This window comes from Elusimicrobiota bacterium (assembly GCA_016182905.1).
Taxonomy (GTDB): Bacteria; Elusimicrobiota; Elusimicrobia; order UBA1565; family UBA9628; genus GWA2-66-18.
The window spans coordinates 1-14097 of record JACPFR010000022.1 but is presented as its reverse complement, the minus strand read 5'-3'; the positions used below and the strand labels follow the sequence as shown (position 1 = coordinate 14097).

12 protein-coding genes are annotated in these 14097 nt (G+C 68.6%); 9 read left to right on the top strand and 3 right to left on the bottom strand.

From position 1 onward, the window contains the following. Positions 1 to 6: 6 nt before the first annotated feature. From HYV14_08865 to HYV14_08825, 9 genes are read left to right on the top strand one after another with little or no spacing between them, the layout of a single operon-like run. Entirely contained in the window at positions 7 to 741 is a 735-nt protein-coding gene (locus HYV14_08865; GenBank protein ID MBI2386109.1) for a cytochrome c biogenesis protein CcdA, read from the top strand. Next, the gene (locus HYV14_08860) at positions 738 to 1235 is read left to right on the top strand and encodes a TlpA family protein disulfide reductase (protein ID MBI2386108.1); all 498 of its coding nucleotides are present in this window, start codon (positions 738 to 740) and stop codon (positions 1233 to 1235) included. The genes HYV14_08865 and HYV14_08860 overlap by 4 nt, the downstream gene beginning before the upstream one ends. 12 nt (positions 1236 to 1247) lie before the next feature. Further along, entirely contained in the window at positions 1248 to 2123 is an 876-nt protein-coding gene (locus tag HYV14_08855; GenBank protein ID MBI2386107.1) for a glycosyltransferase family 2 protein, read from the top strand. Between the two features lie 10 nt (positions 2124 to 2133). After that, on the top strand, positions 2134 to 3642 hold the full coding sequence (locus HYV14_08850) for a GMC family oxidoreductase (protein ID MBI2386106.1): 1509 nt from the start codon (positions 2134 to 2136) through the stop codon (positions 3640 to 3642). Positions 3643 to 3702: 60 nt separating this feature from the next. Continuing rightward, complete coding sequence (gene mutS / locus HYV14_08845) at positions 3703 to 6312, top strand: DNA mismatch repair protein MutS (protein ID MBI2386105.1); 2610 nt, start codon at positions 3703 to 3705, stop codon at positions 6310 to 6312. Beyond that, a complete protein-coding gene (mutL, locus tag HYV14_08840) occupies positions 6312 to 8126 on the top strand; it encodes a DNA mismatch repair endonuclease MutL (GenBank protein MBI2386104.1) in 1815 nt (604 codons plus the stop codon). The genes mutS and mutL overlap by 1 nt, the downstream gene beginning before the upstream one ends. A 33-nt stretch (positions 8127 to 8159) precedes the next feature. Beyond that, the gene (locus HYV14_08835) at positions 8160 to 8807 is read left to right on the top strand and encodes a hypothetical protein (GenBank protein ID MBI2386103.1); all 648 of its coding nucleotides are present in this window, start codon (positions 8160 to 8162) and stop codon (positions 8805 to 8807) included. Continuing rightward, entirely contained in the window at positions 8804 to 9886 is a 1083-nt protein-coding gene (locus tag HYV14_08830; protein ID MBI2386102.1) for a DUF2914 domain-containing protein, read from the top strand. Before HYV14_08835 ends, HYV14_08830 begins: the two co-directional genes overlap by 4 nt. An 8-nt stretch (positions 9887 to 9894) precedes the next feature. After that, positions 9895 to 10647: a DUF3014 domain-containing protein gene (locus HYV14_08825; GenBank protein MBI2386101.1), complete on the top strand. Its 753-nt coding sequence runs from the start codon at positions 9895 to 9897 to the stop codon at positions 10645 to 10647. A gap of 7 nt (positions 10648 to 10654) precedes the next feature. Here HYV14_08825 and HYV14_08820 read toward each other — a convergent pair whose 3' ends face one another. The 3 genes from HYV14_08820 to HYV14_08810 all read right to left on the bottom strand — a co-directional run. Further along, positions 10655 to 11098, bottom strand: coding sequence for a hypothetical protein (locus tag HYV14_08820; protein MBI2386100.1), 444 nt, complete (start codon positions 11096 to 11098; stop codon positions 10655 to 10657). Positions 11099 to 11212: 114 nt separating this feature from the next. Further along, positions 11213 to 11620, bottom strand: coding sequence for a hypothetical protein (locus HYV14_08815; protein ID MBI2386099.1), 408 nt, complete (start codon positions 11618 to 11620; stop codon positions 11213 to 11215). Positions 11621 to 11987: 367 nt separating this feature from the next. Next, the coding region (locus HYV14_08810) for a protease-like activity factor CPAF (GenBank protein MBI2386098.1) at positions 11988 to 14097 on the bottom strand (2110 nt) is incomplete at its 5' end.

The window sequence follows — 14097 nt, the reverse complement described above, 5'->3', positions numbered from 1 at the left end:
GAAAAAATGGGAAATGGAACGGTCGGTTTCGGAGCGGCGTTTCTGGGCGGCCTGGTGTCCTTCCTCTCCCCGTGCGTCCTTCCCCTCGTGCCGGGCTACATCTCGTTCATGTCCGGCCTGACGCTCGAGGAGCTGTCGGCGGGAGGCGACGACGATACCCGCCTGCGCCACGCGGGCTGGGAGTCGTTGTGCTTCGTCGCCGGCTTCTCGCTGATCTTCACCTTGCTCGGCGCGACCGCGACCACGGTCGGTCGCGTGCTGGCCGAGCAGGCCCCGGTCGTCAGCAAGGTCGCCGGCGCGGTCGTCATCCTGTTCGGCCTGCACCTGACCGGGCTGCTGCCGATCAAGTGGCTGTACTACCAGAAGCGCGCGGACACCTCGGCGTTCAAGGCCGGCTACGTGGGCTCCTTCTTCATGGGCCTGGCCTTCGCCTTCGGCTGGACCCCGTGCATCGGGCCGATTCTGTCGGGCATACTCGCGATCGCCGCGACGCGCGAGACCGTCGGCCAGGGCATGACCTTGCTGCTCGTGTACTCCCTGGGCCTCGGCATCCCGTTCGTGCTCACCGGCTTCGCCGTCACGCGCTTCATGCGCTTCTTCACGCGCTACAAGAAGCACATCCGCGCGGGGGAGATCGCCGCCGGAGTCCTGCTCATCGCCATCGGCCTGCTGATCTTCCTCGACAAGCTCTCGATGCTCAACCGCTTCACCCCGAAATTCCTGGATCGGTTCCTGATGTGATGAAGGATATCGCGCGCTGGACCGTCGTCGCGGCCGCCGCCCTCTTCTGGGCGTGCACGCCGTCCGCGCCCGCGGGCGCCCCCGAAGCCGCCGCCGCGCTGGCCGGCAAGACGCTCGACGGGAACACGGTCTCGCTGGCCGATCACAAGGGCAAGGTCGTGCTCGTGGACTTCTGGGCCACCTGGTGCGACCCGTGCAAGGCGGAGATCCCGGAGCTCGTGAAGCTGCAGGAGACCCTCGGCCCCAAGGGCTTCGTCATCCTCGGCGTGTCGATGGACGATGAGACGGAGGCCGTCGCGCCCTTCGCCAAGCGCGCCAAGATCAACTACCCCGTCCTCCTCAACGGCGGCGAGACCGCCCCGAAAGGCTGGGTCGTGCCGGGTCTGCCCACCGCCTACCTCATCGGCCGCGACGGCAAGGTCCTCTCGCGGAAGTTCGGCTCCAAGTCGATCGACAAGCTCGGCGCCGAAGTCGAAGCCGCCCTCGCGAAGTAGTAGGATAATCGCATGAGCGCCCTCACGGTCAGCGTCGTCGTCCCCGCGTACAACGAGGCCGAGGCCATCGGCCCGGTGATGGCCGACCTGCACGCCGAGCTCAAGAAGCGCGGCCTCGAGTTCGAGATCCTCGTCGTCGACGACGGCTCCGCCGACGGGACCGCGAAGGCCGTCAACCCCGCGCACGCCCGCGTCATCTCGCACCCGACGAACGGCGGCTACGGCCGCGCCCTGCTGACCGGCATCCAGGCCGCCCGGCACGAGTGGGTGCTGATGATCGACGCGGACGGCTCCTACCCCCCTTCCGAGATCCTGAAGCTGCTCGACTACGCGCCCGACTTCGACCTCGTCATCGGCGCGCGCGAAGGAGCCCATTTCTGGGGCACGCCGACGAAGGCGTTCCTGCGCTGGGTGTACCTGAGGCTCGCGAACTTCGTCTCCGGAGAGCAGGTGCCGGACGCGAACTCCGGGCTGAGGCTCGTGCGCAAGTCCCTCGTCGACCAGCAGGCGCTGGTCCGCTGCCTCGGCTATTCGTTCACGACGACGATGACCCTCTCCTTCCTGATGCAGGGCCGCTTCGTGAAGTACATGCCCATCGAGTTCCGCGCCCGCTCCGGCGGCCACTCGAAGGTGAAGCCCTTCCGCGACATCCTGCGCACGCTCCAGCTCATGACCCAGGTCATGATCATCTACAACCCGCTCAAGCTGTTCGTGACCCTCGCCCTGCTCCTCGCGCTGAAGGCGGTCGTCCTGTTCGCCCTGGCCGTGAACCTCGGCGCGCCTCTCCTCGTCCTCTGCTCGGCGGTCGCCTCCTTCGGCGCGCTGTTCGCCTTCACGGCCGGCTGCGTGCTCGACTCGATGCGCATGCACGGGCAGTGGCGCCCGTAGCGGAGCGCGGATGAACATCGTCGTCGGCTCGGGTCCCTCCGGAGTCGCCGCGGCCTCGGCTCTGCTCGACGCGGGCAAGCCGGTCCTGATGCTCGACATCGGCCGCGAGCTCGAACCCGAAAGGTGTCAGTCCTCCCGGTATTTTCAGTATTCCGGACATGCGGAGGCCGGAGACGACCCCGCGCGAAAGCTCGTCTTCGGCTCGTCTTACCCCTACATGACGGACCGGGAGGCGGGCCTGATCCAAAAGGGCACGAAATGCCTCGCCTCCGGCGGCAAGGGCGGCCTGTCGGCCGTCTGGGGAGCGTCGGTCCTGCCTTTTCCGGACGGCGAAATCGCGGACTGGCCTTTCCCGGCGGCCGCGCTCCATGATCATTATAAGAAAGCCGCCGCGATCCTGGGAATAGCCGGAGCCGCCGACGGCCTGGCCGAACGATTCCCGTACTACGCCCCGCCGCTTCCCCCGCTGAACCCGTCCTTGCAGGCCCAGTCCGTCCTCGCCCGGTTCTCGTCGAACGCCAAGGCTCTCCAGGGCTCCGGCTTCGCGTTCGGACGCGCCCGTCACGCGGTGAACGCCTCGGCCTGCCGATACGACGGGACCTGCCTGTCCGGCTGCGAGCGCGACGCGATCTGGAGCGCGGCCCGCGTCGTCGAGGCGTTGAAGAAGCGTCCGGGGTTCGAGTATCGCGGCGGCGTGCGGGTCCTGTCGATCGAGGATCGCCCCGACGGCCTCCGCCTGCATGCCGCGCGTGAAGGCGCGTCGCGGACGGTCTACGACGGCGAGAAGGCGTTCCTCGCCTGCGGCCCGCTGGCCACGACGCGCTTGGTGTGCGGGTCATTCGGCGCTCCGGCAGAGGGCCTTCCTTTGCTGTCGCAGCCCTACTTCGTGCTGCCTCTTCTTCTCGACCGCGGCGTTCCCGGCGCCCCCGAGGAACGCCTCCACACCTTGGCCCAGGTCTATCTGGAGCTCGAGGATAAGGAGGTCTCGACGCATCCGGTCCATCTTCAGGTCTACGGCCACAACGAGGTCATCGCCGAGCGCCTCGAGAGCGCCGCGGCTTGGGCCGGCCCCCTCTCCGGCGCCGTCGTGAGGCATTTCGCGCCGCGTCTGCTCGCCATCCAGGGCTACCTGCACTCCGACGAAGGCATCCCGGTCAGGATCACCGCCGAGGGCCGCGGAGAGGACTGCCGCCTCACCGTGAAGGCCGCAGACGCCTCGGCGACGAAGGCCGCCGTCCGGCGCGTGGCCGCCAAGATCGCCCGCCATTCCGCCGATCTGGGCTTCACTCCCCTGTCTTTCCTGCGAAAGGTCGGCCTTCCCGGCGAAGGAAACCACGCCGGCGGCTCGTTCCCGATGAAGAAGACGCCCGGAGCGTGGCAGACGGACTCCGCGGGACGCCTTCACGGCCACGAGCGGATCCACCTCGTCGACTCCTCGGTCCTTCCCTCGATCCCCGCGGCGACCTTCACCTACGCGGTGATGGCCAACGCGTGCCGCATCGCCTCCGAAGCCGCATAGCGGACTGTTTCCGGAAACAGTCGCCCGACGGAAAGCGCGGAAATTGGTACAATCGCGATCATGTCTCCCGTCGAGGCCATGCCCGATACGCCGGTGATGCGGCAGTACCAGGAGATCAAGGCCCGCCACCCCCAAAGCATCCTCTTCTTCCGTCTCGGCGACTTCTACGAGATGTTCGGGCTCGACGCCCAGGAAGCCTCCGCGATCCTCGGCCTCGTCCTGACCCAGCGCCAGGGCTTCCCGATGTGCGGCGTGCCCTTCCACAACGCCCAGAACTACATCGCCCGTCTCCTGCGCGCGGGCAGGAAGGTCGCGATCGCCGAGCAGCTCGAGGCTCCCGGCAAGGAGAAGAAGCTGGTCGCCCGCGACGTCGTGCGCGTGGTCACCCCCGGCACGGTCGTCGAGGACGAGCTCCTCGATCCCACCGCGTCCAATTTCCTGATCGCCATCGAGAACGACCTCGTCGGCTGGGGCGCGGCGTGCCTCGACGTCTCCACCGGCGAATCCTGGGCGACGCAGACCCTCAACGACCGCGACCACCGGAAGCTCTACGACCTGCTCGCCCGCGTGCGCCCCGCCGAGGTCATCGCCTCCGGCGAAGCGGCGTCGGCGCTGTGGCTGCGCTCGATCCTGCCGCCGAAGGCCTGCCTGACCGTGCGCGAGAGCGTGAAGGGCGCGGCTCAACCCGCGTGGGCGGCCGGCTCCGCCTGGCGCAACCACCACCTCGCTCTCAACGCCGCCCTGGCCGCGCGGCAGTACGTCGACGAGGCCAAGTTCCGCCTGCGCGAGCTGCCCGAGCCCGCCTACCGCGAGACCGGCGCGATGATGCAGCTCGACGAGACGGCGATCCGCACCCTCGAGCTCATCGAGTCGGCGAGCGGCGAGAAGCGCCACACTTTGTGGGGCCTGCTCGACCAGTGCCGCACCCCGATGGGCAGCCGCAAGCTCAAGACCTGGCTGCTGCACCCGTCGACCGACCTGCGCGAGATCGAGCACCGGCAGAACTGCGTCGAGGATCTTCTCGATAAGCCGGAAGCGCGGCAGTCATTGGGCAAGATCCTGCAGGAGGTCGCCGACCTCCCCCGCGTGACGAGCCGCATGGCCACGCGCGCCGCGAGCCCCCGGGACCTCGGCGCGCTGCGCCGCTCGCTGGCGCGTCTGCCCGCCCTCGAGGCCTGGCTCGCCGACACCGCGTTCTCCTCCGGCCTCGCCGACCTCGCTTCGGACCTGCGCGAGACGGCCAAGTCGCTCGAGGCGCTCGGCGCGAAGCTCGTCGCGGCCCTGGTCGACGACCCGCCGCTGAAGCTCTCCGACGGCGGCCTCTTCCGGCCGGGGTACCACGAGGAGCTCGACGAGCTGCGCCGCCTGAAGACGGACTCCGACCAGGTCCTGGCGGAGCTCGAGGAGCGCGAGCGCAAGGCGACCGGCATCTCCAGCCTCAAGGCCGGCTACAACTCGGTGTTCGGCTACTACATCGAGATCAGCAAGGCTCAGAGCGCCAAGGCTCCCTCCACTTATACGCGCAAGCAGACCTTGACCAACGCCGAGCGCTACATCACGCCCGAGCTCAAGGAGCTCGAGACGAAGATCCTGTCGGCGGAAGAGAAGATGCTGCGGCTCGAGGCGCGCCTGTTCGCCGAGCTGCGCGACGAGGCCATCGGCTTCCACGCCCCGTTGCTGCGCCTGTCCGAGCTGCTCAGCGAGCTCGACGGCTTCCAGTCGCTCGCCTCCGTCGCCGCGATGCACGACTTCGTCAAGCCGAAGGTCGACTTTTCCCATGACCTCGACATCGCGGAAGGCCGCCACCCCGTCCTGGCCGCGCTCCTGCCCTCCGGCACCTTCGTCGCCAACTCGCTGACGCTCAACGCGCGCGACCCGCAGATCCTGATCCTGACCGGACCCAACATGGCCGGCAAGTCCACCTACCTGCGCCAGAACGCGCTGATCGCGCTCCTCGCCCAGATCGGCTCCTTCGTCCCCGCGAAGTCCGCGCGCGTCGGCGTGGTCGACAAGATCCTGACGCGCATCGGCGCGCAGGACGCCCTCGCGCAGGGCGACTCGACCTTCATGGTCGAGATGAAGGAGACGTCGCACATCCTGCGCTCGGCGACGCCGCGCTCCCTCGTCGTCCTCGACGAGGTCGGCCGCGGCACCTCGACCTTCGACGGCATCTCGATCGCGTGGGCCGTCCTCGAGCACCTCCACTCCTCTTATGAGACGCGGCCCGGGGAAGGGCCGCGCGGGCCGCGCACTTTGTTCGCCACCCACTACTTCGAGCTCACCGAGCTGGCCAAGTCCCTGCCCGGCGTCGTCAACGGCAACGTCGAGGTCAAGGAGTGGTCCAGCGCCGAGGGCGGCACCGAGGTCGTGTTCCTCCACAAGATCGGCGCGGGCCCGGCGGACCGGTCGTACGGCATCCATGTGGCGGCCCTGGCCGGCCTGCCGGCTCAGCTCATCTCGCGGGCCCAGAAGATATTGTCGGGTCTCGAGAACGAGTCCGGCTCCGGCCGTCTCAGCAGCCGCGTCGTGCGCGAGGAGATGACGACCCCGCCTGAGCTGCCCTTATTCGAGGAAAACCCTGTTTTGAGGACGCTCAAGCTCATCAACCCGGAGACCATGACGCCGATCGAGGCGCTGCAGGCTCTGAACGCGTTGAAGAAACAACTGTAATGCCCATCATCCAACGCCTCCCCGAAGAGGTCTTCTCCCGCATCGCCGCCGGCGAGGTGGTCGAGAGACCGGCTTCCCTGCTCAAGGAACTGATCGAGAACTCGTTGGACGCCCAGGCGACGAGCATCGATGTCGAGGTGTTCGGGGCCGGGAAAACGTCATTGCGCGTGTCCGACAACGGCGTGGGCATGGACGCCGAGGACGTGAAGATCTGCCTCGAGCGCCACGCGACGAGCAAAATATCGGCGTTTGAAGATTTAGATCGATTACTTACCTTCGGCTTTCGCGGCGAGGCCCTGTACGCCATCGCGGCGGTCTCCAAGGTCACCGTCACGAGCGCCCAGAAGGACTCCAAGACCGGCTGGCGCGTGACGAGCGAGGGCGGCAAGATCACCAACGGCCCCGCCCCCGTCGTCCCGGGCACGACCGTCTTCGTCAAGAGCCTCTTCTACAACACGCCCGCGCGCCTCGAGTTCCTCAAGTCCGACGGCTCCGAGCGCTCGCGCCTGGCCGCGGTGATCGAGGAGGCCGCGCTGGCCAACCCGTCGGTGCGCTTCACCTATAAGTCCGAGGGCCGCCAGGTCCTGCGCTTCGAGCCCGAGGATTCGGGGGACTTCTTCACCGATTTCGACCTGCGCGCCGCGGCCGTGCTCGGCGACGACCTCGCGGGCGGCCTGCTGCCCATCGACGTCGAGCGTCCCGGCGTGCGCGTGCGCATGCTCGTCTCCCCGTTCGACAAGATGCCGTCCTCGCGCAGCTTCCAGTACTTCTTCGTCAACAAGCGCCCCGTGTCCTCGAAGATCCTGAACACGGCCCTGTACAAGGCCTACGGCGAGCACCGCCCCGCGGGCAAGCAGCCGGTGTGCGTGGCCCTGCTCGAGCTCAACCCCGACGCCTTCGACGCGAACGTCCACCCCGGCAAGCGCGAGGTCCGCTTCAAGAAGGACGGCGAGCTGTTCGAGATCGTCTCCGGCCTCGTCGCCTCCGCGCTCGCCAAGGCCAAAGCCGCGGCTCCCATCACCCTCGAAGTGGCGGCGACGAGTCAGGTCGTCGCCGACGCCCCGTCGCCGGTGGATTCGGCGGTGAAGTCGTCGGATGCTGCGCCGAATCCTGACGGTTATTATCTCGGCGGTCGAGGCTTCATCCCCGAGGACTTCAAGCAGCTCAAGCTCAGCTCCGCCGTCGCGATGGGCGCCCCGGAAGGCGCGCCCGTCTGGTACACCCCCCCTTTCCGCTACGTGGGCCAGATCGAGCGCAGCTACATGGTCTTCGAGGCCAACGGCGGCCTCTTCATCCTCGACCAGCACGCCGCCGCCGAGCGCGTGCTGTACGAGAAGCTGCTGGGCGAGATCGAGGCCGGCGGCGCCAAGTCCCAGAAGCTGATGATCCCGATCCCGGTCGACCTTCCGGCGTCCGCCGTGAGGGCCGTTCTGGAAAAAGCCGACCGGCTGCATAAGATCGGCTTCGAGGTCGCGCCTTTCGGCAAGAACGGGCTGCACGTGACGGCGGTGCCGGCGCTCTTCTATCAAGCCGAAGACGTCAAGAAGCTGATCCACCGCGTCATCGACGCCCTCTCCGACCCCGTCGCCGAAGCCGAACGGCTGAAGCACGACGTCACCGCGACGATCGCGTGCAAGGCCGCCGTAAAGTCGCACGACCGCCTGGGCGAGGAGGAGGCCTACAAGCTCCTCGACGCGCTGCGCGACTGCAAGGACGGCTCGGCCTGCCCGCACGGGCGCCGCGCGATGCTGTCGCTCAACCGCGACGAGCTCGCGCGCCGCTTCCAGCGCCCCGGAGCCGTGCCTCTCGCGTGACGGTCGAGCGCCCGCATCCGGCGGGATAGCGCCATGATGCCCGACCTCGACCGGATCTACGACCGGGCCTTCTTCGGGGAGTGGGGCCCGGGCCACGAGAAGTACGTCCGCTCGGCCGAGGTCATCGCCGGCGTCCTGCACGAGCGCCTGCGGCCGAAGCGCCTCGTCGACCTCGGGGCCGGCTGCGGGGTCTACAGCCACCTGTTCGCCAAAAGAGGGGTGGAGGTCCTCGCCATCGACGGCGTCGTCCCGCCTCCCGAGCTCTCCTACCCGGTCCCGTTCCACGTCCGCGACCTCACCGCGCCGTTCGAGAACGTCTGGGGGAAGTTCGACCTCGCGCTGTGCCTCGAGGTCGCCGAGCACATCCCGGAGCCCTTGTCGGACGCGTTCCTGGACAACCTCCTGGGCTTCAGCGACCGGCTCGTCCTGTCGGCGGCCCAGCCCAACCAGGGCGGACACCACCACGTCAACGAGCAGCCCAAGCGCTACTGGGTCTCCAGGCTCGTCGCGAAGGGATTCTCTTATAACCGCCGCGAGACCGGCCGGATCCTGACCGCTCTGACCGCCGCGCGCCCGCCCTACATGTGGATGGCCGAGCAGATCAGCGTGTACGACCGCGGCCCGGCCTCGCCCGGAGCGAAGGACCGCCTGCCGTTCTCCGTTCCACCCCCGGCCCGATGATCGAGCGCGCGAAGGCCTTCTACCGCGACCACGAGCCGGCCTGCACCGCGGGCTTCTTCGCCGCGGGCTTCCTGTTCGACACGCTCGCGGTCGGGCGCATCGACAAGCTCCACAACATCATCCATCAGGCCGTCTATCTCTCGCTGTGCGCCCTGTTCACGAGCCTCGAGCTGCGCGAGCGCCACGGCGGCTTCGTCCCGCCCGAGCGCCTCAAGACCGCGTGGCGCTATCACGCGGGCGCGACGCACTTCATGCTCGGGACCTTGCTCAACATCTACACGCTGTTCTACTTCAAGAGCGCCTCGATGGGCGCTTCTCTCATATTCCTGGGCATCCTCGCCGCCCTGCTCGCGGTCAACGAGCTCAAGCCGTTCGAGAGCTCGGGTACCTTGCTGCGCACGACCTTGTTCAGCCTGTGCCTCGTCTCCTACTTCACCTATCTGGTCCCGACTTTGATGGGCCGCATCGGCGCGCTGCCCTTCCTCGGCTCCCTCGCCGCGGCGGCGGCCTGCGTCGTCGTCCTGTCGTGGAGGCTCCAAGCCCGCCTGCCCGATCATGAGCGGGAGGTCCGCCGGCACGTGGTCTATCCCTTCGCCGCGGTCGCCGCCCTGTTCGCCGTCCTGTATTTCGCCAAGGTCATCCCGCCGGTGCCGCTGTCGCTCTCCGAGATCGGCGTCTACCACGAGGTGCGCCGCGACGGCGGCCGCTTTGCCCTGACCTCGACGCGGCCGCGCTGGAAGTTCTGGCAGCGCGGCGACCAGGACTTCCTCGCACGCCCGGGCGACGCGATCTACTGCTGGATCAGCGTGTTCTCCCCGACGAACTTCCGCGAGCGCCTCGAGGTCCACTGGCGGTTCCGCGAGCCCGGCGGCTGGGGCGAGCCCGAGGTCATCCCCCTGCCGATCACCGGCGGGCGCGACGAGGGCTGGCGCGGGTTCACGGCCAAGGCGAAGCACAAGCCCGGGCGCTGGCGGGTCGAGGTCGTGACCTCGGACGGGCGCGAGCTCGGGCGCATTCATCTGAACGTTACGCCGGACACGTCAGTTTTACCCCGCCGAACGCGTATCATCTGGAGGTGAGGTTGAACATGAAGAATACCGGACTGATGATCGTGCTCGTCCTTCTCGCCGCGGGCGCCGCCGTCGGCCTGTTCGGCGCGCGCTCCTTCCTCAAAGCCCCTCCCCCTCCGCCCGGGATCTCCTCGGCGCCGGGCGAGGCTCCGCCCGCCTTGCCCGCGAGCCTTCCCGCGCTGGGCAAGAGCGACGACTTCGTGCGCCTGCGCGCCTCCTCCCTGTCCTCCGCGCCGGCCTTCGTCGAGTGGCTCAAGCAGGAGTCCCTGATCCCGCGCCTGGCCGCCGCGACGAGCATGATCGCCAACGGCAAGTTCCCGCGCGAGACCTTCGCGGCGTTCGCCCCGCGCGGCCGCTTCGCCGTCCTCAAGAAGGGCGGCAAGGTCTTCGTCGATCCCGCCGGCTACGCGCGCTACGACGCCTTCGCCGCCATGGTCTCGGCGGTGGACGCGGGCGCGGCCGCCAAGCTGTTCGAGGAGCTGGAGCCGCTGTTCGACGCGGCCCATCGCGAGCTCGGAGAGAAGACGGCGGGCGCGCGCGCGACCTTGCTCGCCGCGGCGGCCGAACTCCTGGAGACGCCGCCGCTCGAGGACGGCGTCCTTCTCAAGGAAGGGAAGAAAGGCATCGGCTGGATCTACGCCGACGAGGAGCTGGAAAACCGGAGCCCGGCGCAGAAGCAGCTGATGCGCATGGGCCCGAAAAATCAGGCCGCGGTGCAGGCGAAGCTTCGCGCCGTGACCTTGGCTCTGGGCGGTTCCGCCGGGCGCTGATCCGTTCTTACTTGGCCCAGTCGACGGGGATCACGAACACGTTCTTGACGACGGTGGAGCCGCCGCCGTTGGGGACGGTCACCTTGTCGATGCCGACGCCCTTGTAGAACACCTTGTGGTGGCCCCAGACGCCGAGGTTCACGCCTTCGCCGTCGCGGCGCAGGATCAAGGCCGTCGCGCCATCGTCGCCGCCGGCGTTCGTCACCGCGGTGACGGTGAACGTCCCGTCCGCGCTCGTGTAAGTGCGGTTTTCCTGCCCCTCGCCGTCGACGGAGCAGCCCGCGTACTTCAGGTCGGCGGTGCGCGCCGCGTCGGGGACGGTGTAGTCGCTGAGCCACAGGCCGAAAGTGATCTTCTCCCAGGCCGAGGTCATCTCGTTGCGCCGGCAGGCGGCGGTTTGGGCCGAGGCGGGGACGGACAGGACGGCGGCGAGCAGGGCGGCGATGATCATGAACGGATACCTCCGGGTCGAGACGACCTTGTGATTATTATAACCCGAATCGGGCTCGCCGCATGAGCCGAAAGGCCCTGACCACTTAGGTTGCTAGTGTGACGACCGAGTCGACTAGTCTTTGATCGAGGATTTTTTCTCGAGCCAGACGCCGAGGATCGCGTGGGTGCGCTTGGCGATGCCGAGCTCGTTCTCGTAGTCCTCGAGGAACTTCACGAACGCCTTGTTCTCCTCGGGCGTGTGGGAGCCCTTGGTGTAGGCGCGGTAGTAGGCCTGGCCGCTCTCGAAGTACTCGACGCGCACGGCCAGGTCGCGGGCGACCTCGCCGGCGGTGTCGAGCGTGCCCGTCGGCCGCGCGGGCACGGCGGGCGGCAGGAGCGGGGCGGGCTTCGTCTCGACGGGCTTCGCGGGCTCGGCCGCGACGGTCGGGGTGGAAGGGACGACGGAGCTGCCCGGCATCCCCGGAAGCTCGGCGGCGCGCGCGAACGAGGCGGTCAGCAGGAGAAGGATGGTCGTGATCATGCACGAATCCTACCATTCGCGCGACGACGGCGGCCATCACTTGACGGGAACGCGGAAACACTTTTCACCCGGGAATTTTTTACCGTGAGTGGGTCTTGACGCCCGGGCTTTCGGGGCTATACTCATCGCATACCCGCTCCGAAACCGGTGTGCAGTCGGTGCCGCGAAGTGGACGCCGAGTTGAGGCCGAGGCCGTAACCGGCGATGAAGTGAGTGGCAGTCGGAGCGCAGTCGCAAGCCGTAGTATCGGGCGCGTCGTCGCGGGAGTTCCCGTCGAGACGCGAGGGTGCGCCCGGCGTTACGGGTTCGGGGCGGGTTCTGTGAGGCGCCGAGGCGGTCCCCTAGTGGACGCCGGTCTCGGCGCCTCCTATTTTTCGCCCTGCGGCGCCGCGGGAGCGGCCGGCTCCAGGATCCCGGTCAGCGCCTTCAGGATCTTCCACCGGTACTCGGCGAACCCCGTGCGCAGGTCCTTGGCCGTGATCTCGTAAGGGATGTCGGGCGTCACGCCCAGGTTCTCGATCGGCCGGCCGTCGGGGCGCTCGGCCAGGCTTCCGGTCGCCGAGAGATGGTCGATGCCGAACTGGTCGACGGCGTAGGCGTTGACGATGCCGCCCGCGCCCGCGGTGCGCACGCCGAGGATGGTGGCGCGCTTGTTGTCCTGCATGATCGCGGGGAAGAAGTCCCCGCCGGAGAAGTCCAAGGCGTTGGTCAGCAGGAGGATGGGCTTGGTGTAGCGCTCCTCCGCCTTCGGCGCGGGGTCGATGTCGGCGACGCCCTTCACGTGGACGAGGTCGGTGAGGCGCCGGCCCGCGTTGAACGTCTTGAGGATGAACTGCGCGGACTGGACCATCAGCGACATGAACTTGCCGTCGACGGGGTAGCCCCCGGCGTTCGGCGGCTCCTCCTCCTCGCCCGCCTTGACCTTCTTCTTCTTCGCCTTCAGCTTGGCGGCTCCGCCCTGCTGCTGGCGCATGAGCTGCAGCAGGAAGTCCGCCGACTCGTGCGCGTCGGACTCGCCGATGAGGAGGCGGTGGCGCGGCGTGACCAGCGGCTTGTCCGTCAGGTGCGAGGCGAGGGCGTAGAGGTAGAAGACGCTGCCGCCGGGGTTGCTCACCTGGTCGATGACCAGCGCGTCGGTCTCGGCCTGGAACTTGGCGATGATCTTGGCGAACTCGCGGACCTCGGCGTAGGCCCCGTCGTAGGCGGCGATGCGGATGTAGCCCTTCTTCTTGCCGTCCTTGGTCTCGAAGATGTACGCGTCGAAGTGGCTGTCGTCGTCGCTGCGCCAGAGGACCTTCCCGAGGCGGGGCACGAAGCTCTTGCGGGCGCCGATCATGAACGGGTTGTCGGCGGCCTCGGAGGCCATGTTCTTGAAGAGCTCGACGAGGGGATGGACCGCGGCGACGATGGCCTTGCCCACGGAGTTGAAGAAGCCGGCGCGGACGGCGCCGGCGGAGCCGCCGGCGAAGCCTTCGGGCTCGAGCAGGCCGGCGTTGCGCAGCGGCACGTCCTGGGCGATGAGCTCGGGAGTGTAGTCCCACGGCATCACGACCTTATAGAACTGGCCCTTGCTGCGGATGACGATCTCCGCGCCGCCCTGGGGGATGTCGTTGTCGCCGCGCGCGCGCCGGCGGTTCGTGAGGAACATCTCGGCCATGCGCATGTCCGTCTCCGCCGTGTTGCCCGTCATGCGGCCGGCGATCTCCTTGACGGCCTCGGCGGTCGGCTTGCCGGCGAAAGCCACGACCTCGTCGCCCATCTTGAACGGGAAGGCCTCGAGCGGGAGCTTCTCGCGGTCGATGTAGGTGAGATAGTAGCGGCCCTCGGCGCCGGCGACCGAGAAGGGGAGCTTGGAGCTCTCGGTGGAGTGGAAGGAGATGCTCACGTGGTAGTCGCGCATCGACGCCACCAGCTTCGCCAGGAGGTCCTGGAACTGGCGGGTCGTGATCTCCGGGTTCGCCAGGACGGCGGCCTTGGCCGCGTCGTACTCGCGCTTCAGGTCGAGCTGGAAGCGGTCCTTCTTCATGTCGAGGGGCGCGTACTGCTCGGCGAAGATCGATGCCACCTGGTACAGCGAGGCGAGCATCCGCCGCTGCGTCTGCGTGGCGGAGGCGGGAGCCGGGGCCGGAGAGAAGGAGGGGCGCAGGCCGCTGGAGCGGAAGGCGCGCCCGCCGGAGCCGCGCATATCCGCGGGGGAGAGGCTTCGGACGTCGGCGCCGGAGGCCTTGGAGCCGTCGAAGATGCGGCCGACGTCGACGACCTCGACGGCGGAGACCCGGGAGGAGGACTCGCCGGCGATGCGGGAGAGGGCGCCGAGCGGCGTCGGGCTCGCGGCTTCCGCGGCCTTGACGGACGCGTTCGCCGGCGTCGCGGCGAGCGCGCGGGCGGCGACGGGAGCGGCCGCGGGCCTCGCGGCGGCCGGCGCGGCCGGGGCGGCGGACACGGCGGACGGCGCCGAGGGAACGGCGAGCGCGGAG